We start from the raw sequence: 19,437 nt of genomic DNA, 5'->3' as shown, positions 1-19,437 counted from the left end.
ACCGAGGAGTATCGTGACCTGAGGTGAGTGACCTCGCGGCGTCGACCCAGCAGTTCGAGGAGGACCGCTCGCGACTGCGCGCGGTGGCCTATCGCATGCTCGGCTCCCTCAGTGAGGCCGAGGACGCCGTACAGGAGACCTGGCTACGGCTTCACCGCAGCGACACCAGCGAGGTGGAGAACCTCAGTGCATGGCTCACCACTGTCGTTGCACGGGTGTGCCTGAACATCCTGCGCTCGCGCCAGTCACGGCGCGAGGAACCCTTGGACCTCTACGTTCCCGACCCGCTCGTCAGCCCCGGGGACGCCATCGATCCAGAGCAGGAGTCGTTACTGGCCGATTCCGTGGGGCTGGCGCTCATGGTGGTGCTCGAGACTCTGACACCGGCCGAACGCCTCGCGTTCGTGCTGCACGACATGTTCGCCGTGCCGTTCGACGAGATCGCTCCGCTGATCGAGCGAACGCCGGCAGCGGCCAGGCAACTCGCCAGCCGCGCCCGCCGCCGGGTCCACGAGCAGGCCCCTGCCCCCGACCCCGACCTCGTGCGGCAGCGCGAGGTCGTCGACGCGTTCTTCGCCGCCTCTCGCGCCGGCGACTTCGACGCGCTCGTCGCCGTGCTGGACCCCGACGTGGTCCTGCGCTCCGATGGCGGCCGCGCGCGACGACGCCTCAACGTCGCCCACCATGGCGCACGGACGGTGGCCCAGCAGGCGATCACCTTCGGCCGGCTGTCGCCATTCGCCCGTCCGGCGCTGATCAACGGTGCGGCCGGCATCGTCGTCGCCGCCGACGGGCGGCCGCTGTCGATCATGGGCTTCACCGTCGCTCAGGGCAGGATCGTGGCCATCGACGTGCTGGCCGACCCGGAGCGCCTTCGCGGGCTGGTGGAGCCGACACTCCTCGACTAAGCCTTGACTTATATAAGTCGCAACTGACAGATTGGCGCCGTGCTCGCGCGTGGCCGGGTCGGCGGTGACGTCTTCGCCTGGTTCGGACGCGGCAGACCCGCACCAGCAACAGCAGAGTCTGAGTCGCCGAAGAGGAGTCCTCGCCCTATGTCCGTCACAGCGCACCAGAAGATCACCACGTTCCTCATGTTCGAAGGCAAGGCCGAGGAAGCGATGACGTTCTACACATCGCTCTTCGACGACGCGGAGGTCCTGTCTGTCACGCGGTACGGCGCCAACGAACCCGGCGCCGAGGGAACGATCCAGCACGCGACGTTCTCGATCGCCGGCCTGCAGCTCATGTGCATCGACAGTTCGATGGCGCATCAGTTCACCTTCACCCCGTCGATTTCCCTCTACGTCCAGTGCGAGTCGGAGGGTGAGATCGACCGCCTGTACGCCGCACTCGTCGACACGGGCCAGCCGCTCATGCCGTTGGGGTCGTACGGCTTCAGCGCGAAGTTCGGCTGGGTGAACGACCGCTTCGGCGTGTCCTGGCAGCTGAACCTCAACGAGTAGAGGAACGCCGGGCTGGTGACAGGTCGTCCGGGTACGAAAAGGCCGTGGGGCTTTCGCCAGGATGTGCGTCCCGGCGAAAGCCCCACGGCTCTGTCGCTTGCGCGGAAGGACCCGTCAGGTCCTTGGCCGGCCTGGCGTCACCGGGCCAGCAGCGATCGCAGGACGTACTGCATGATGCCGCCGTGCCGGAAGTAGTCGGCCTCGCCCGGGGTGTCGATCCGCACGACGGCCCGGAACTCCTTCCCATCTGCCCGCACGGTCACCTCCCGTGGCGTCTCGCCGTTGTTCAGCGCCTCGATCCCCACGATGTCGAACGTCTCCTCGCCCGTGAGACCGAGCGACTCCGCCGACTCACCCTCGGCGTACTGCAGCGGCAGCACGCCCATGCCGATGAGGTTCGACCGGTGGATGCGTTCGTACGACTCCGCCAAGACGGCCTTGACACCCAGCAGGGCTGTCCCCTTGGCCGCCCAGTCCCGCGAGGACCCCGAGCCGTATTCCTTACCAGCAAGGACAACCAGGGGTACGCCGGCGGCCTGGTAGTTGACAGACGCGTCGTAGATCGTGGTGACCTCGCCGCCCTTGGCGAAGTCCCGGGTGAAGCCGCCTTCGGTGCCGGGCGCCAACTGGTTGCGCAACCGGATGTTGGCGAAGGTGCCCCGGATCATCACCTCGTGGTTACCCCGGCGCGAGCCGTAGGAGTTGAAGTCGCGCTGCTCCACGCCGTGCGCGAGGAGGTAGGCGCCCGCCGGGCTGTCCTTCTTGATGGAGCCGGCCGGCGAGATGTGGTCGGTCGTCACCGAGTCGCCGAGCCTGGCCAGCACCCGCGCACCGGCGATGTCTGACACCGGCGTCGGCTGGGCCGGCATCCCTTCGAAATAAGGCGGCTTGCGCACGTAGGTCGACGCGTCGTCCCACTCGAAGAGGTCACCGGCCGGGGTCGGCAGGGCCCGCCACTGGTCATCGCCGGCGAACACGTCGGCGTAGTCGCGGGTGAACATCTCAGCCGCGATGGCGCTCGCGACGATCTCCTCGATCTCCTGCTCCGACGGCCAGATGTCGGCGAGGAAGACGTCCTTGCCCTCCAGATCCTTGCCCAGCGGGTCGTTCGCGAGGTCGACGTCCATACTGCCGGCCAGCGCGTACGCCACCACCAGCGGCGGGGAGGCGAGGTAGTTCATCTTCACGTCGGGGTTGATCCGGCCCTCGAAGTTGCGGTTACCCGACAGGACCGAGACCACCGCGAGGTCGGCGTCGTTGACCGCCTGGCTGACCTCGGAAATGAGCGGCCCGGAGTTGCCGATGCAGGTGGTGCAGCCGTAGCCGACCAGGTTGAACCCGAGCTTGTCGAGGTACGGCGTGAGGCCGGCCCGCTCGTAATAGTCCATGACGACCTTCGAGCCGGGCGCCAAGGTCGTCTTGACCCAGGGCTTGCGAGTGAGGCCGCGTTCGACCGCCTTCTTGGCCACCAGGGCCGCGCCCACCATCACCGAGGGGTTGGAGGTGTTGGTGCACGAGGTGATGGCGGCGATGACGACCGCGCCGTGGTCGATCTCGCACTCGGTGCCGTCGGCCAGCTTGACGTGGACCGGCGAGCTGGGACGCCCCTTCGCTCCCAGGGCCGCGGAGGCGTACTCCTTCGGGGCTTCAGAACCATTGGCGCCATGGAACGCCGGCGCGTCACTGGCGGGGAAGGACTCTGCCGCCGCCTCGTCGTACCCCTTCTCCTCCGCGGGCTCCTCCGACCGCACGTAGTCGGCCAGGACGGTCCGGAACACCGGCTTGGCATCGCGGAGGCTCACGCGGTCCTGCGGCCGCTTGGGGCCGGCGATGGAGGGGACGATGGTGGACAGGTCGAGCTCGAGGTACTCCGAGTAGTCAGGCTCGCGGGCGGGGTCGTGCCACAGGCCCTGCTCCTTGGCGTACGCCTCGACCAGGGCGACCTGCTCGGCGGAGCGTCCCGTCAACCGCAGGTAGCGCACGGTCTCGTCGTCGATCGGGAACACCGCGATCGTCGAGCCGTACTCCGGCGACATGTTGCCGATGGTGGCGCGGTTGGCCAGCGGCACCGCACCCACGCCCGGACCGTAGAACTCCACGAACTTCCCGACCACGCCGTGCTTGCGCAGCATCTCGGTGATCGTGAGCACCAGGTCGGTGGCCGTCGCGCCCTCGGGCAGCTCACCGGAGAGCTTGAAGCCGACGACCCGCGGGATCAGCATGCTGATCGGCTGTCCGAGCATGGCCGCCTCGGCCTCGATACCGCCGACACCCCAGCCGACGACGCCCAGGCCGTTGACCATCGTGGTGTGGGAGTCGGTGCCGACGCAGGTGTCGGGGTAGGCCAGGACGGTGCCGTCCACGTCGCGCTCGAAGACGACGCGGGCCAGGTGCTCGATGTTGACCTGGTGGACGATGCCGGTGCCGGGCGGAACGACACGGAAGTCGGCGAAGGCGCCCTGCCCCCACCGCAGGAACTGGTAGCGCTCCTTGTTGCGTTGGTACTCGATCTCGACGTTGCGACCAAACGCCTCCGGCGTACCGAACACGTCCGCGATCACGGAGTGGTCGATGACCAACTCGGCCGGCGACAGCGGGTTGATCGCCGCCGGGTCGCCGCCGAGGTCACGGACCGCCTCCCGCATGGTGGCGAGGTCGACCACCGCGGGCACACCGGTGAAGTCCTGCATGATCACCCGCGCCGGGGTGAACTGAATCTCATTGCTGGGTTCGGCTGTGGCGTCCCAGCCGGCCAGCGCACGGATGTCGTCGGCGGTGATGTTGGCGCCGTCCTCGGTGCGCAGCAGGTTCTCAAGCAGGATCTTCAGGCTGTACGGCAGGCGCTCGGCGCCCTCGACGGCTGACAGCCGGAAGATTTCGTACGACGCCTCACCCACCCCGAGCCGGCCCTTGGCTCCGAAGCTGTCAACGCTTGCCATCGCCATCTCCCTCGTCTGTCAGACGTCCAGGTGATCCGGTTTCATCCTGCCCACGCAGGGCTCCACGCAACTGGCCAGGGTGCCCTAACCGGCACGCTCCAAAGCCGGATCTATCTCGACGTCAAGATACACGTCGTCGAGCGGGTCCGCCAGTCGGCTACGGAGGGCGGAAGCCAACGGCGATGTGTTCGCCAGGGCGATCAGTAGGGCTTATCGGTGCGCCCCACTGTCGTCGATCTCCGCAGGGATCTCGCCGCCTTTGCCGAGCTGTTCGCCGAGGACGGCGTACACGAACTCCCCTTCGCACCCCCGGGGATTCCCCGCCGCCTCCAGGGACGCGACAACATCCGCGCCCATCTCGCCGCGGCGAGCGAGACGCCATTGAAGCATCAGCGGTTCGAGGACGTGGCGATCCACGAGACCGCCGACCCCGAAGTCATCATCGTGGAGTACGACGCGGTCGGCGAAGTCATCACCAGCGGGCGGCCGTATCGGCTGAGCTATCCAGGTGATCCAGGTCCGAGGCGGTCGCATCGCCTCCTGGCGTGACTACTGGAATCCGCTGGCCGGTTTCGATCTGCTCGACCGCCTGCCCGAACTCGTCCAGGCTGTCAGTGATCCAGACACCTGAGGCCGCGGACCCGCTCAGCCGGAGGACGAGTGCGGACGGCGGCGATCTTTCGCGGCCAACTTCGCAAGCATCGCGTTGTACTCCGCCAGCTGGTCGTCCTGGCCGGCATCGGCCCGCCGGTCAAGCCGGCGCGCCTCGCGGGTGTCGGCGCGCACCCACTGGGCGAACACCACGCCCAACACCACCAGCGCCGGAATCTCCGCTGTCGCCCAGGCGATCCCGCCGCCGAGGTTCTGGTCGTTCAGCGGGTCGAGCCACGGCAGCTTGAGCGTGGCGTACCACTCAGCGCCGATCACCGTGGTGCTCGTCATCACGATCACGCCGAAGAACGCGTGGAACGGCAAGGACGCGAACAACATCAGCATCCGGCCAAGCGGCGGCAGCAACCGCGGCATCGGGTCGAGCCCGATGATCGGCCAGAAGTACAAAGCGCCGACCGCGAGGAAGTGCACCGACATCAGCAGGTGCGCGCTGTGGGAACGCATCGCCGCCACGAACAGCGGTGAGAAGTAGAACGCGTAAAGGCTCACGATGTAGAACGCCAGGGCCACCACGGGGTGAGTCACCAGCTTGACCACCCGGCTGTGCAGGACCACCAGGATCCATTCGCGCAGGCCACGGTCGCCGCGGTCGTCGTCCTCCGGAGACGCGTTCTCCGCACCGCCTCGCGAGGTCGTACGCCGGGCCGCCGGCAACGCGCGCAACGCCAGCGTCACGGGGGCGGCCATTGCGAGCAGGATGGGTGACAGCATCGTCAGAGTCATGTGCTGCACCATGTGAGCGCTGAACATCGCCGGGGCGTACGTGCCGATGCCGCCGCACAGGACCACCACGGCCACGCCGACGCCACCCACCCAGGCGATCGTGCGACCGACCGGCCAGTGGACTCCCCGGGCTCGCAGCTTGAGCACGCCCCGCACGTACATCACCACCGCCACGACGGCGACGAGCACGACCAGCAGGTCGAGCCGCCACGACGTCAGGAGCCGCATCCCTGAGACTGGCGGGACGGCGTAGCCGATCAGCGCCTCCGCCGTCGACGTGCGGGTGACCTCCTCCGGCGACGGAGTCGGCGTCCGGGCCAGCGCGACGGCCAGGCCGACGGTCGCCGCCATGACAGCCGCCTCGCACAACGCGAACCGCCGGAACGCCCCAGCCTCGCCGCGCTCGAGCTTGGGCAGGAGTACCTGCCGCTGCCGCCAGCCGAACCATCCGAGGACGCCGACGGCCACGACCTTGCCGATGACGAGCCAGCCGTACCGGGTCGTGACCAGGTTGTCGATGCCGGCGAGCCCGACCCAGGCGTTCACGAGTCCGGACGCGGCGGCGGCGACGAAGCACCACAGGGCGACCGTGCTGAATCTGCGCGCCGCTCCCCGCATCGCCGGCTTCGACAACCTGCCGTACACCGCGAGCGCCGCGAGCCCGCCCACCCAGACCGTGACCGCGACAATATGGACGAGGAGGCTCGACGTGGCGAGATCATGGTCGGCAGCCTGTGCGGAGTGCCCAGTCAGGGCCGGCGGGAGCGCCGCGGCGAGCGCGAGCACGACCAGCAGGGCGGCGCCGTTGAGCGTGCCGACGTTGCGGGCCGTGGCCGCCAGGATCACCGTGAGCAGGATGACCACGGCGAGGGCGCGGCCCTGCGACACCTGGGAGATGAAGCCGGCCAGCGTGTTCTGGTAGTCCAGCCGAGTGACGGGCGCGCCGAGGAAGTCCGACAGCGTGAACACCAGCGTGAGAACCGTGCTCACCGCCCACGCCCAGGCCCAGCCCGACGCGCCCCGAACCGCCCGAGCGGCGGCCGTGTCGAGGGTGCCGCCGCGGGAAGGAGCGAGAACGCCGAAGAGCAGCGAGCCGACGGTGCCTACGGCGGACAGGTCCATCGCCAGCTTGGCCGCCGGAAGTCCCCAACCCGTGAGCATGCCCGGGTCGGGGAGGCCGTCGGGAGCAGGTCGCGGCCGGCCGCCACCCACGACGAGCGCCACCACGAGCATGCCGATCGCCCCGGCCACGATGCCGACCGGGACCAGCCATCCCGTGCCGAACCCCGCCCGCCGAGCGCTGCCCTCAGTCTCAGTCACCATCACGTCGTCGCCATCACGTCGTCGCCATCACTCAGTCACCGTCACTCAGTCACCGTCACTCAGTCACCATCAGAAGATCCTTGCCGAGATTGTGTACGCCGTCGCAGGACCACCGCGCCAAGTCCGGCCAACGCCACCACGCCCAGCACCGCACCGGCGACCGGCCAAGCGGAGGCGTTCCCTCCTACGGCGGCCTGGTCGGATCCGGACGTCGCCGCTGGATCCGGCGTCTGGTCGCGGGGCTGGGACGGCGACGGGGAGCCGGTGGCGGTCGGCGTACCACTGACCCGCGGTGTGCCGCTGGGGGTGGGCGTGGCGGTGCCGGCGTCCGGTGAGGTACCGGCGGAGAGCACCCGGAACTGGAACGTACCCGACACCGGATGGCCGTCGGCCGACACGACCCGCCATGCGACGCGGTAGACCCCGGCCGCCGCCAGGGGCCGCAGGCGCTGCGTCACCGTGGTGCCGGACACCTCGGGCGAACCGACCTGGACCTGCTTGCTGTCCGGGCCGGATACCGCCACAAAGCTGAACTTCCTGCCCACCGCCTCGGTGAACTTCAGGGTCACCACCGACGGCGCCTGGCGCACCTCCGCACCGTCGGCGGGGCTGCTCGAGGTGAGCGAGTCGTGTGCCCACGCGGGGGCGGGCAGCACGAACGAGGCGAACACACACCCGACCAGGATGACCACACCAGCGAACGCGGCCGCGAACGGGTGCCGGGTGGCCCGGGTGGCCCGGGTCCGGTGTGGACCCGGACCACCCGTCGCTGGCGTGGACCAGGCGGTCATGCGGCACCCTTGCGGCGGGCCGCCACGATGGCGAACGCCGCGACGGCCACGCCGGCGACGCCCGTACCGAGCCCGGCGATGCCCAGCGTCCGCGCCGTCTGGTCGACCGGCCGCTGCGTCGCCGCCTCTGACATCCCATCGGCGCCGGTCGCCGTGGTGTCGCCGGCGGGCGCGGCGGTGCCTGACGTACTCCCGTGCGACCCGTCGCCCGCGCTCGCCGTCAGCGTCAGTGTGGGCGCCGGGTGCTCGGGCTCAGCGGCCCCCTCGCGGACCGGCTGGCTCCACGTGACGACATCCCCGTTGTCGTAGGTCTGGGCGGTGGGGAACGCCAACGACCGCGTCTTGGGCAGCGGGCCGACCGAGACCTCGAACTCGTCGAACTGCCCCGGCCCGATCCGGGCGCCCTTGTCGGCCGTCCAGGTGATCGAGGTGACCGCCTCCTCGAGCGTGAGGTCACCCACGTCGACCGGCTTGGGCAACGTGGACCTGCTGATGTCCGCGGTCCAGCCGGCATGCGGCTTCACCCGTACGGACGCCAGCGGCGTGTCGGTCGGGAACGACACCCGCACCTTCACCGTCGACGCCTTGTCTGACTCGTTTGGTACCCGGAAAGCGAGCTTGGTGTAGTCACCCTGGGCGGCTTCACCCGGATTGACGGACACGTGGGCGCTCGCGGTGCCCGCGAGCAGAACTACCGCGGCGCCCGCCGCGCCGGCGAGCGAGAGACACCGTTGAACTGACGTACGCACTGTGTGTTGACCCTTCGTGGCTGGGTACGCGTCGCGGCCGCCGGGTCCTGGTCAGCGCCCGGGGACCGCGGTACGCGGGAGGAAGATCGTGTGCCTTGGATGCGGGACGACCTCCTCCGGGACGCCACGGCGTACGCCTGGCTCGGGTGCGAGGTCAGCCCACGGCGGGCAGCGGTGGTCCGCGCCTGCGGTGGACCCGGCCGAGCAGGAGTTCGCTGATCGCGGGGACGTCCACACGGAACGCGCGCACGCGTCCGGGCAGGCCGAGCGAGACCGGCCGAGCCAGGGCCGGGAGGCGTACGAGTCCGAGCAGGTGGAACAACGCCCACAGGAGGCTCTCGCCGTGAGCGAGCAGACCGGCCATCACAAGCGCGGCTACCAGGTGGCCGGCCAGCATCGGCAGGTTGACGTACACGGGCAGGCCGGCCGGAAGGTAGGCGGAGCCGCTGGGCGGGAACGCGGTCGCAGGCTGTCCGTGGTCGCCGGGCGAGAGCGAGAACGCCAGGTGGTAAATCGCCTGGGCGGCTATCGCGGCGACCGCGATCTGGCCGAAGCTCCGGCGATGCTGGGCGAGGATCGTGAATCCGGCGCCGAGCAGCAGGGTGACCGCGAGCAGCGCTGGCAGGGGTGCCATGCCGCCGCCACCACCGAGGTGGCCCAGCAGTGCGAGGGTGGTGCAGCACACCGCGAGGACGGCGCCGCGCATGACGCGCAGCAGGCCGCCGCCGGGGTTACTCACGTACCTGATCCTCTTCGCTCGCACAAGATGCCGCTCGAAGTCTAGGGCCCAGCGTTCGTCAGGCTGGTCGGCGCCACCCGGGACCCGCGCTCGTCGCCACCACTCCGGCGACCATCACCAGAAGCTGACCGCACACGCAGCGGTGGTACTCGACCTGACCGGCCGTGGTCGGATGGCGGGACAGCCGCACTCCCCCAGCCTCGTTCGTGGGCCATCCGCAGGACGGGCACGCCGCTCCCGCCCGGCCCTCGGACGGCTCGGTCGGCACTGGAACCCTCGAAGATCCGGCTCTGTCGCGCACATTGACCAGCGTGCTGTCATGGCCTTGTGCATTTCAACCATTACGGCGGGTCGGCTGCCCGGCTCGCGACCGCGCTGGTCAACTTCTCCGTTGGCGTCTCCCCGCCGCGGGCGGCCGATCCCGACAGGCTGTGGAGTCTCCTGACCGACCATGACATCCAGACCGACACGCCCACCGCATCCCAGGCGGCCGAGCTCGTCGCGTGGGCAGGGGAACTCAGCCAGGCGTACGGCGAACCCGATCTCGACCGCCAGGTCGCGGTCATCAACCATCTGCTCGAACGCGGAGCCAGCCGGCCCTTCATCAGCCAGCACGGGGGCAGAGCCCCGCACCTGCACTACTTCCGGGAGGAGCCGGACGTGGTGGTCCGCGTACGCGCGCAGACCGCCGCCGGGCTCGCGCACACACTCTGCGATGCCGGCGGCACCCGACTTGGGCGCTGTGCTCGTGACGGGTGCGCCATGGTCTTCCTCGACACCTCGCGGAACGGGCAGCGGAGGTTCTGCTCCCTCCGCTGCGCCAACCGGGTGCGGGTCGCCGACCACCGCCGGCGTACCCACCTCACGTGACAACTCCCCACCACACGCGCCACATTCACCGCGCGTCGTGGGGAATGATCACGTAAACGTGATCATTCCCCGTCTCAGCGGCTCGAGCTGGGGAACGACGTCGGAGGCGACCAGCTCCACCTGGTCGAGGTCCTCGATGTCGAGCACCTGCAGGTACAACCGCGACACCCCGAGCTCGGCGTACTGCCCGATCCGCTCCACGAGCTCGTCCGGCGTACCCGCCAGGCCGTCCCGGCGGAGTTCGTCGGCGTCGCGCCGGATCGCGTCGGCCCGCTGCCGTACCTGCGCGTCGTCCTTGCCGCAGCACAACGCCAGCGCCGCGGACAGGACCAGCGAGTCAGGATCGCGCCCCGCCGCCACGCACGCCGCGCGGACCCGCTCGAAGCCCGGACGCATCGCCTCGGGCCCGGCGAAGCCGAGGTTGAACTCCGCGGCGTACCTCGCCGCCAGCGCGGGGGTACGCCGCGGGCCGCCACCGCCGATGATGATCGGCGGGTGCGGCGACTGGACCGGCTTGGGAAGCGCAGGCGAGTCCTCCAACGTGTAGTGCTGGCCCGCGAACCCGAACCGCTCCCCCACCGGCGTCTTCCACAACCCGGTGATGATCGCGAGCTGCTCCTCGAAGAGGTCGAACCGCTTCGGCGGGAACGGAATGCCGTAGGCCCGGTGCTCGGCTTCGAACCACCCGGCGCCCAGCCCCAGCTCGACGCGTCCACCGGACATCTGGTCGACCTGGGCCACCTGGATCGCCAGGATTCCGGGGAACCGGAAGGTGACCGGGCTCACCAGGGTCCCGAGCCGGATCCGGGAGGTCTCCCGGGCAAGGCCGGCCAGGTGGGTCCACGCGTCGGTCGGCCCGGGCAGGCCGTCGCCGTCGCCCATGACGAGATAGTGGTCGGAGCGGAAGAACGCGTCGTACGCACATTCCTCAGATGTCTGGGCAAGCCGCAGCAGTGCGTCGTAGGACGCACCCTGCTGGGGTTCGGTGAATATCCGCAGGTCCATGCCCGGCATCCTGCCCAACGTCCCCTCCGGCTGCAGCACCGGTCTACGGGATCACCGGCGTGCGGGCGAGCGCTTCTCCGGCTGGGCCGGCCCGCCACGGCGTACCTCGCCGGGTGTGACGACCGGACGCTCGGCGCGGCGCTTGGCGATCTCCGCCGAGTGGAGTTGGTACGGCACGCTCGTCACCATCACGCCCGGCGTGAACAGCAGTCGGCCCTTGAGCCTGAGGGCGCTCTGGTTGTGCAGGAGGTGCTCCCACCACCGCCCCACGACGTACTCCGGGATGTACACCGTGACGATGTCGCGCGGGCTCGCGCGCCGGATGGAGCGTACGTAGTCGACCACGGGTTTGGTGATCTCGCGGTACGGCGAGGAGAGCACCTTCAGGGGAACGGGTAGCCCGCGACGATCCCATTCGTCGACCAGGCGCTCCGTCTCCTCCGAGTCGACGTTGACGGTCACCGCCTCGAGCACGTCGGGTCGCGACGCGCGGGAGAAGGCGAGGGCCCGCAGCGCTGCCTTGTGCAGCCTGGAGACGAGCACCACCGCGTGCACCTTCGACGGGAGGACGAGCTCCTCGTCAGGCTCGACCGCGATCTCCTCCGCGACCTGCTCGTAGTGGTGCCGGATCCCCCGCATCAGCACGAAGAGCACGGCCATCGCCGCGATCGCGATCCAGGCGCCGTGGGTGAACTTCGTGATGAGCACGATCACAAGGACCAGTGCGGTCACGGCCAGGCCGACGGCGTTGATGACCCGGCTGCGCAACATCCGGCTGCGGGCCGCCGGGTCCCGCTCGGTGCGCAGCAGCCGCGTCCAGTGCCGGATCATGCCGGTCTGGCTCACCGTGAAGGACACGAAGACGCCGACGATGTAGAGCTGGATCAGCCGGGTGACGTCCGCCTGGAAGGCGACGATCAGGACGATCGCGAAGCCGGCGAGCAGGATGATGCCGTTGGAGTAGGCGAGCCGGTCACCGCGGGTGTGAAGCTGCCGGGGCAGGTAACCGTCCCGCGCCAGGATCGATCCCAGCACCGGGAAGCCGTTGAACGCGGTGTTCGCCGCGAGCACGAGGATCACACCGGTGACTCCCGCCACGATGAAGAACCCGGGCGGGAAGTGGTTGAAGATTCCGGCCGCCAGCTGACTGATCACCGGCTCCTGGTGGTAGCCCGGCCCGACCGGAGTGCCGTCGGGTCGGATCAGCTGGGTGGCCGGGCTCTCAGCCATGCGGACGTTCATGAGGTTGCCGAGCACGATGATGCTGAGCCCCATGGTGATCGCCACGACGCCCAGCATGAGCAGGGTCGTGGCGGCGTTGCGTCCCTTCGGTTTGCGGAACGCCGGCACGCCGTTGCTGATCGCCTCCACGCCCGTGAGCGCGGCGCAGCCGGACGCGAACGCCCGCAGAAGCAGGAACGCCGCGGCCAGCCCGGTGAACCCCTGCTCGAACCCCGCCTCCGGCGCGACCCGAAGATCGGCGGTCGAGGCCTGCGGCAGGTCACCGAAGAGATACCGCACGAAACCCCAGGCCGCCATCGCGAGGATCGCGGCCATGAAGAGGTACGTCGGGATCGCGAACGCCGTACCCGACTCGCGGATCCCGCGGAGGTTCATCGTCATGAGGAACAACGTGGCGACCACCGCGACGGTGGTCTGGTGACCCTGGAGCGACCCGATCGCGGTAGCGGCGTACTGCGCGGCCGAGGAGATGGACACCGCGACGGTCAGCACGTAGTCGACCATCAGCGCGCTCGCCACCGTGAGTCCGGCCGACCGTCCGAGGTTGACCGTCGCGACCTCGTAGTCGCCGCCCCCGGATTGGTACGCCTGGACGTTCTGGCGGTACGACGCGACCACGACGAGCATGACGAACGCGACAAGGATGCCGATCTTCCACGAGAAGGCGTACGCCGCGAGTCCGGCGAACGACAGCATGATGAAGATCTCGTCGGGAGCGTAGGCGACCGACGAGAGCGCGTCGCTGGCGAAGACGGGAAGCGCGATGCGCTTGGAAAGCAGCGTCTCGTGCAGCTGGGCGCTCCGCAGCTTCCGGCCGATGAGGAGACGCTTTCCTAGGTCACCTATTCCCACGGCAAGGATGCTAGTGCCCTGCGTCAGAAGTTCCTTGTTCGCAGTCTGCCGTCAAGGCCGCCCGCCGCGGGATGGTGCAGGGTCACCCGGTGTAGCGTTCTGGATTGCCCGGACGGACAAACCGTCGGGGCTGGTGACACCGTGCAGACGATGACCATGCCGACACAAACCGTGCATAAACCCACCGCACGAAGAAGGACACTGTGCACATCGTGATCATGGGGTGCGGGCGAGTGGGTTCCACCCTCGCGCACAGCCTCGAAGACCGCGGCCACAGCGTTGCCGTCATCGACCGTGCCACGGAAGCGTTCCGGCGGCTCGGCCCAAGCTTCGCCGGGCGGACCGTCACCGGAATCGGCTTCGACCGGGACGTCCTCATCGAGGCGGGCATCGAGGAGGCCGGTGCGTTCGCCGCCGTCTCCAGCGGAGACAACTCCAATGTCCTGTCAGCGCGGATCGCGCGCGAGGTCTTCCGGGTGGAGAACGTCGTCGCCCGTATCTACGACCCGGGTCGAGCTGAGGTCTACCAGCGGCTCGGGATCCCCACCGTGGCGACCATCCCGTGGACCAGCCATCAGATCATCCGCCGCCTCCTGCCGGAGGGCTCGGAGCCGGAGTGGCGCGACCCGACCGGCACAGTCCGCCTCGCCGAGATCCACGTGAACCCAGCCTGGATCGGACATCGGATCAGCGACCTCGAAGAGGCGAGTGCGGCCCGGATCGCCTTCCTCACCCGGCTTGGTGAAGGCATCCTCCCCGATCGCGGCACCGTGATCCAGGACGGCGACCTCGTCCACGTCATCATCCGGGAAGGCACCGTCGACAAGGTCGAGGCGGCCTTCGCCCATGGCCCGGAGGAGGCGTGATGCGCGTCGTGATCGCCGGAGCCGGCAACGTCGGCCGCTCCATCGCGAGCGAGCTGCTGGAAAACCGCCACGACGTCCTCCTGATCGACCGGGACCCCTCGGCGACCAAGGCGGAGGCCGTACCCAACGCCGAGTGGCTCCTCGCCGACGCCTGCGAGCTCTCGACCCTCGACGAGGCGGCTCTCCACCGCTGCCAGGTGGTGATCGCGGCGACCGGCGACGACAAGGTCAACCTGGTGGTCTCGCTGCTCGCCAAGACCGAGTTCGGCGTACCCCGGGTCGTGGCGCGGGTCAATCACCCCAAGAACGAATGGCTGTTCAACGAGTCCTGGGGCGTTGACGTCGCGGTCTCGACGCCGCGCATCATGGCCGCGCTGGTCGAGGAGGCGGTAACGGTCGGCGACCTGGTGCGGCTCTTCACGTTCCGGCAGGGCCAGGCCAACCTCGTCGAGCTCACCCTTCCCGAGGATTCGCGCACCATCGGCAGCCGGGTGCAGGACGTTTCGTGGCCACCCGACACCACCCTCGTGGCGATCGTCCGGGAGGACAGGGTGCTGGTGCCGAGTGGCGACACCCCGCTCGAGGCCCATGACGAGCTGCTCTTCGTCGCCGTACCCGAGCGGGAGAAGGAGCTGCAGGACCTTCTCAGCCCGCACGGCGACTGAAAGCGAGCCGTGAGCTGCGACGAGGTGAGCGGACACGGGCTGCCGTGGCGAGGGTTGCGGCGATGAGGACCGCGGCCAGGACAACGGTCATGGCGGGGCGGAGACCGAGGTGTTCGCCGAGGAATCCGAGCAGAGGCGGGCCCACGAGGAAGGCTGTGTAGCCGGCGGTCGCGACAGCGCTGACGGTGGTTGTGGGGTCTTCGCTGTCACCAGCTGCGGACAGCGTCACGGGGAAACCGAGGGCGGCTCCCAGTCCCCACAGGAGGACGGCGCCACCGGCGATGAGGATGTTGTCGGAGAAGATGACGAACGCGATCCCCGTGGCGAGGACCAGTGCGCTGGCGCGGAGCACAGTCACGCGGCCGAAGCGGGCCAGGAGCGGCGCGCCGAGAAAGCGACCGATGGTGCCGGCGACGGCGAAAGCGGTGAAGACGATCGACCCCGCGGTGGGCGAGGTTCCGTGTCCGTCGACCATCAGGAGTGGCAACCAGTCGCTGGCCGATCCCTCCGCCAGGGCGAGACAGAGCACCACGATGCCGAGCAGGACGATGCGCGGCTGCTTCCACACGGCAAGCTGGGCACGCCAGCCCGAGCGGTCTGCCCGGTTGGGGGCGTCGGCCGGCGTACGGCCGGTGGCTCGGGGAAGCCGGGGCAGGGCGAGGGCCAGTGCGATCGCGCAGAGGACCGCGACGGTGCACAGGTGCGCGGTGATCGGGACTCCCAGCTGGGTCATTGCGATCCCGGTCCCCGCGCCGAGGACGCTGCCGAGGCTGAAGAAGCCGTGGATGGTGGTCAGCATGGTGCGGCCTGACGCGGCTTCCATCGCGGCGCCCTCGAGGTTGATCGCGATCTCCGAGAGGCCGAAGCCCAGCCCGACCATGACGAGGCCGGCGAAAACACCGGCGCTGCCGGACACCGCGAGGACGCCGACGGTGGCGAGCCCCAGGACGAAGAAGGCGCTGCCGAGGGCGACCACGCGCCGCGCACCGATGGCACGGACGATGGCCGACGAGGACAGGATGCCCGCCATGGATCCGACGGACAGGCCGAAGAGCACAAGACCCATCTCGGCGATTGACGCCTGGATGAGATCGCGGAGCGCCGGTGTGCGTACGAACAGCGAGGCGGCGGTAACGCCGGCGGAGAGCATGAAGATGAAAGCCGCGCCGCGTGCGCGACGTACCTGGGGCGGAAGCGGTGGCGGGCCGAGGGGTGACAGGGAGGCCTGACTCGTCATGTGAACGATCGTACATAACGTAATGTACGATCGTTCACATGAACGACGTGACTTCGGCCGCTCCGGCACCGCCCCCCGACTACTTCGCCGGCGACCCGCGCACCAACCACGAGCGCATGCTGGCTGGTGATCTGTACATCTCCGACGACCCGGCGATCTTCGAGGAGCAGAAGAAGGCCGTGCGGCTGTCGGCACAGTTCCTCGCCGCCTACAACGAGCACCCCTGGAACACCCAGCACCTCGCCCGCGAACTGCTCGGGTCCCTGGACGAGACGGCCTTCGTGCGCGCGCCGATCTACGTGGACTACGGCAGCCACATCACCGTCGGCCCGCGCACCTTCATCAACATGGGCCTGACTGCGCTGGACGTCGCGCCGATCACCATCGGGGCGGACTGCCAGATCGGTCCACACGTGCAGTTGCTGACTCCCACGCACCCGGTCGCGCCACAGCCGCGGCGCGACAAGCTCGAGGCGGCCAAGCCGATCACGATCGGCGACAATGTGTGGCTGGGTGGCGGCGTCATCGTGTGTCCCGGGGTGAGCATCGGCGACAACAGCGTCGTGGGCGCCGGCTCTGTCGTCACCCGGGACATCCCCGCGAACTCCCTCGCTGTGGGCAACCCGGCGCGTGTCATCCGATCCATCTAGCCGTCCCGATGAGCACCGTGAGAGCCCGCCGCACCGATCCCGGCCGACGAGACCGCCTGATCGACATCACGATCGACCTCATCGCCGAGATCGGTGTCGCGGGCATTTCTCATCGCAAGATCACCGCACGCGCGGACGTGCCCCTCGGGTCACTCTCCTACCACTTCAACGGGCTGGACGACCTGCTGTACGAGGCGTTCACCCGCTTCGCGAACTCGATCGCAGATACCTTCGCGGCACGTCTGGGTGCCGCGGCCGACACCACGCAGGCCCAGGCCATGGTCGTCGACCTGATCCACCACCTGTCAGACCAGCAGAGCAACCGCGACCAGGTGATCACCTACGAGCTGTACACGCTGGCGGCGCGCGACCCGAGGTTCCGCCAGATCACCAGCACCTGGATGCAACGCAGCCGCCACGAACTCGAACGGCACTTCGACCCCCGCACGGCCCGCCAGCTTGACGCCCTCATCGAGGGCGTGGCGATCCACCGTGCGCTGGACCCCGAGCCCGCCGACCGCGAACTCACGCGCGACGCGGTCGCGAAGATCGTCGCACCACAGCCCTCGCAGGATGAGACTCCCGCGGCCGCTACGCCTGCTTCCAACCCCTCGATGCTGGGCTGACCGACTACTTCGCAGCCTGGCGCTGGGCGAGCTGGTCGGCGGCCTGCTTGACCTGCGCCCAGCGTTCGGTGGGCACCGATCCCCTGACCACGACGTACGTCAACCACATGACGAGCAGCCACAACGGCCAGCCCATGGCCACCCGGGCGACGCCCAACGCGACCAGCTGGTCGGTGAGATAGAGCGGCAGCTGGACGGCCAGCTTCAGGACGAAGAAGCCCACCCAGAGCCAACCGGCGCGCTGGAAGGCACGCAGCAGCAGGGGGTCCTGGCGCCAGGCCGTGCCCCAGCCGGCGGCGAGACCCACGACCACGCCGATCAGCGGCCACTTGAGGATGTTCGCGATGAGGTACCCCAGCGCGTAGGCCGCGTTGATGAACAGGCCGGGGAGATAGAAGTCTCCGGCCTTTCCGGTCGCGTTCGCGATCACCGCGGCGATCGCGACACCCACGAAGCCGCCGATGACGTTCTGGAGCGGGTCGCGCCTGACCAGGCGTACGACCGTGAACACCGCGCCGAGGGAGAGCGCGACGATGAGCGAGTACCGGAGGTTGTTACCGAACGCCGTATAGGTGACGACGAACGCCAGACCGGGCAGACCCGCGTCGAGCATGCCGCCCCAGCCACCGAACGCCTTGATGAGCGAGAAACCCTCGTCAGCCTGCGCCCCGTCGGCGTCGTCGGCGGGTGGCGTCGGCGGGCCGGCGAAACGATGGGACCCGGCCGGACCCGACGGCACCCATCCCGACGGTGTGGCCGGTTGCTGCTGGTCCGGTGGTTGTTCGTCAGTCACTGACTACTCCCCTATGGGCTGAAGCTCATAGCGCGGGTTGTACATGATCCGCCGATCATCCTGGACCGCGATCCGGCCCTCCACAACGATCGCCCGGTCGGGCTCGATCCCGGCGATCCGCCGGCGCCCCAGCCAGACCAGAGTCACCGTGCCCGAACCGTCGTACAGATCCGCCTCGAGCGAAGGCGTCCCGGCCCGCGGCCGGAGGGTGACCGTCCGCAAGGTGCCCCGGAGGCGTACCACCTCCCGGTCAGCGCAGGTACGGACCGGGTCATAACCAGACTGCAGGACGTCTTCCTGGAGTTCGGCGTCTTCCAGGGCGTCCTGGCTGCTGGTCAGACGAGACAGCGCACGTCGCCAGATGCCGGCGCGCCCCGGCTTTGCGTCCCCGCTCATGCGAGGCAGCGTACCGCCGAGCCAGGACACGGTCGATCGCCCGCCAGACCGAGGATCTGTGGTGGTCGAGGCCGCCTCGTCACTGCTGCCCGGCGCCGGGCGCCACCATCCTGGCCGCCTCGGGAATCTGCAACGGGATCATGTCGCGCGGCGCCATCGGAGCCTTCCCGCGGATGACGACAATCTCGGACATCGCGGCCAGCAACGGTCCGGCCGCCTCCGGGTCGGCAGCGGCCCGGCCGATCAGCGTGCCGCGCAGGAACCAGCGCGGCCCGTCCACGCCGACGATGCGCGAGGCCTGGGTGACCTGCTGTCCGTCCGGCGTGCGGGTCGGCACCACCACCTTGAGCTCCGTACCGAAGGGGCCAGTCGTCTCGGTGACCACCCCGCCGCGCCGGGTCGTCTCCACGGCGATCTCGCGGCGGATCTCGTCCCACAGCCCAGAACTCCGGGGCGCGGCGAAAGCGCGCAACTCCAGGGCCGCGTCTCCGCGCACGAACAATGCGGCGACCACGGCCTGGGAGGCCTCGTCGACCTGGAGCCGAAGCTCGATACCTTCGATCGCGCGTACCTGCAGACCGCCGAGGTCGACCCGGCCGGCCGCGAGGGGGTCGTGGACGGAGTCGACCTCGGATGCGTCGTACGGTCCGTGGTCCTTGGAGGAACGGGCACGAGCACCGTCGGCCGAAGGCACGTCCGTGAGCTCGCCGGCCGACTCCTCCTCCGGCCAGGTCGGAACGTCGTCCTTGATCCGGCGGCCGCGCCGCCCTCGGTCGCGACCGTCGAGGTCGCCGGTGGTGCTGGTGGGGACGTTCGCCTTACGGAAGATCACG

General features: G+C 69.3%; 19 protein-coding genes. 8 read left to right on the top strand and 11 right to left on the bottom strand.

Features of this window, described 5'->3' with window-relative positions; genetic code table 11:
- Window positions 1-23: 23 nt before the first annotated feature.
- Window positions 24-908 (top strand): RNA polymerase sigma factor SigJ, encoded by an 885-nt coding sequence (sigJ, locus tag B141_RS0113615; RefSeq protein ID WP_020575728.1) that lies wholly within the window; start codon window positions 24-26, stop codon window positions 906-908.
- A gap of 147 nt (window positions 909-1,055) precedes the next feature.
- Window positions 1,056-1,466 carry a VOC family protein gene (locus tag B141_RS0113610; protein WP_020575727.1) on the top strand — a complete coding sequence of 137 codons (411 nt, stop codon included), beginning with the start codon at window positions 1,056-1,058 and terminating at the stop codon, window positions 1,464-1,466.
- 137 nt (window positions 1,467-1,603) lie between these two features.
- On the opposite strand, the gene B141_RS0113605 is transcribed toward B141_RS0113610, so the two are convergent.
- Complete coding sequence (locus B141_RS0113605; protein WP_026257195.1) at window positions 1,604-4,405, bottom strand: aconitate hydratase; 2,802 nt, start codon at window positions 4,403-4,405, stop codon at window positions 1,604-1,606.
- Between the two features lie 216 nt (window positions 4,406-4,621).
- Here B141_RS0113605 and B141_RS40495 point away from each other — a divergent pair, with 216 nt between their 5' ends.
- Window positions 4,622-4,954, top strand: coding sequence for a nuclear transport factor 2 family protein (locus B141_RS40495; protein WP_051114068.1), 333 nt, complete (start codon window positions 4,622-4,624; stop codon window positions 4,952-4,954).
- A gap of 96 nt (window positions 4,955-5,050) precedes the next feature.
- On the opposite strand, the gene B141_RS0113595 is transcribed toward B141_RS40495, so the two are convergent.
- From B141_RS0113595 to B141_RS40485, 4 genes are all read right to left on the bottom strand, one after another.
- Window positions 5,051-7,123 carry a bifunctional copper resistance protein CopD/cytochrome c oxidase assembly protein gene (locus B141_RS0113595; protein ID WP_020575724.1) on the bottom strand — a complete coding sequence of 691 codons (2,073 nt, stop codon included), beginning with the start codon at window positions 7,121-7,123 and terminating at the stop codon, window positions 5,051-5,053.
- A gap of 59 nt (window positions 7,124-7,182) precedes the next feature.
- Entirely contained in the window at window positions 7,183-7,914 is a 732-nt protein-coding gene (locus tag B141_RS40490) for a copper resistance CopC family protein (RefSeq protein WP_020575723.1), read from the bottom strand.
- A complete protein-coding gene (locus B141_RS0113585) occupies window positions 7,911-8,663 on the bottom strand; it encodes a YcnI family copper-binding membrane protein (RefSeq protein ID WP_020575722.1) in 753 nt (250 codons plus the stop codon). The genes B141_RS40490 and B141_RS0113585 overlap by 4 nt, the downstream gene beginning before the upstream one ends.
- A 154-nt stretch (window positions 8,664-8,817) precedes the next feature.
- Window positions 8,818-9,402 carry a hypothetical protein gene (locus B141_RS40485; RefSeq protein ID WP_020575721.1) on the bottom strand — a complete coding sequence of 195 codons (585 nt, stop codon included), beginning with the start codon at window positions 9,400-9,402 and terminating at the stop codon, window positions 8,818-8,820.
- Window positions 9,403-9,729: 327 nt separating this feature from the next.
- On the opposite strand from B141_RS40485, the gene B141_RS51405 reads away from it, so the two are divergent.
- Window positions 9,730-10,272, top strand: coding sequence for a CGNR zinc finger domain-containing protein (locus B141_RS51405; protein WP_020575719.1), 543 nt, complete (start codon window positions 9,730-9,732; stop codon window positions 10,270-10,272).
- 48 nt (window positions 10,273-10,320) lie between these two features.
- Here B141_RS51405 and B141_RS0113565 read toward each other — a convergent pair whose 3' ends face one another.
- Window positions 10,321-11,277, bottom strand: coding sequence for an LLM class F420-dependent oxidoreductase (locus B141_RS0113565; protein ID WP_020575718.1), 957 nt, complete (start codon window positions 11,275-11,277; stop codon window positions 10,321-10,323).
- 51 nt (window positions 11,278-11,328) lie between these two features.
- Window positions 11,329-13,371 (bottom strand): APC family permease, encoded by a 2,043-nt coding sequence (locus tag B141_RS0113560; RefSeq protein WP_020575717.1) that lies wholly within the window; start codon window positions 13,369-13,371, stop codon window positions 11,329-11,331.
- 218 nt (window positions 13,372-13,589) lie between these two features.
- Between B141_RS0113560 and B141_RS0113555 the strand changes: the two genes are divergently transcribed.
- Window positions 13,590-14,237 (top strand): potassium channel family protein, encoded by a 648-nt coding sequence (locus tag B141_RS0113555; protein ID WP_237742694.1) that lies wholly within the window; start codon window positions 13,590-13,592, stop codon window positions 14,235-14,237.
- On the top strand, window positions 14,237-14,902 hold the full coding sequence (locus B141_RS0113550; protein ID WP_020575715.1) for a potassium channel family protein: 666 nt from the start codon (window positions 14,237-14,239) through the stop codon (window positions 14,900-14,902). Before B141_RS0113555 ends, B141_RS0113550 begins: the two co-directional genes overlap by 1 nt.
- Here B141_RS0113550 and B141_RS0113545 read toward each other — a convergent pair.
- Window positions 14,883-16,139: an MFS transporter gene (locus B141_RS0113545; protein WP_020575714.1), complete on the bottom strand. Its 1,257-nt coding sequence runs from the start codon at window positions 16,137-16,139 to the stop codon at window positions 14,883-14,885. The two genes, B141_RS0113550 and B141_RS0113545, sit on opposite strands and share 20 nt — an antisense overlap.
- Window positions 16,140-16,177: 38 nt before the next feature.
- Between B141_RS0113545 and B141_RS0113540 the strand changes: the two genes are divergently transcribed.
- The gene (locus B141_RS0113540; protein WP_020575713.1) at window positions 16,178-16,789 is read left to right on the top strand and encodes a sugar O-acetyltransferase; all 612 of its coding nucleotides are present in this window, start codon (window positions 16,178-16,180) and stop codon (window positions 16,787-16,789) included.
- An 8-nt stretch (window positions 16,790-16,797) separates the two neighbouring features.
- Window positions 16,798-17,415, top strand: a complete 618-nt coding sequence (locus B141_RS0113535) for a TetR/AcrR family transcriptional regulator (RefSeq protein WP_040421220.1) — start codon at window positions 16,798-16,800, stop codon at window positions 17,413-17,415.
- Between the two features lie 4 nt (window positions 17,416-17,419).
- Here the strand turns inward: B141_RS0113535 and B141_RS40480 are convergent, their stop codons facing one another.
- From B141_RS40480 to B141_RS0113520, 3 genes are all read right to left on the bottom strand, one after another.
- Window positions 17,420-18,208: a DUF3159 domain-containing protein gene (locus tag B141_RS40480; protein WP_020575711.1), complete on the bottom strand. Its 789-nt coding sequence runs from the start codon at window positions 18,206-18,208 to the stop codon at window positions 17,420-17,422.
- A gap of 3 nt (window positions 18,209-18,211) precedes the next feature.
- The gene (locus B141_RS0113525) at window positions 18,212-18,604 is read right to left on the bottom strand and encodes an OB-fold nucleic acid binding domain-containing protein (protein WP_020575710.1); all 393 of its coding nucleotides are present in this window, start codon (window positions 18,602-18,604) and stop codon (window positions 18,212-18,214) included.
- Between the two features lie 79 nt (window positions 18,605-18,683).
- Window positions 18,684-19,436, bottom strand: coding sequence for a DUF3710 domain-containing protein (locus B141_RS0113520; RefSeq protein ID WP_020575709.1), 753 nt, complete (start codon window positions 19,434-19,436; stop codon window positions 18,684-18,686).
- Window position 19,437: the final 1 nt, after the last annotated feature.

The sequence above is a fragment of the Actinopolymorpha alba DSM 45243 genome, assembly GCF_000373925.1.
In the GTDB taxonomy this organism is placed as follows: Bacteria; Actinomycetota; Actinomycetes; order Propionibacteriales; family Actinopolymorphaceae; genus Actinopolymorpha; species Actinopolymorpha alba.
The sequence above is the reverse complement of the archived record's forward strand: the minus strand, read 5'-3'. Positions and strand labels throughout refer to the sequence as shown.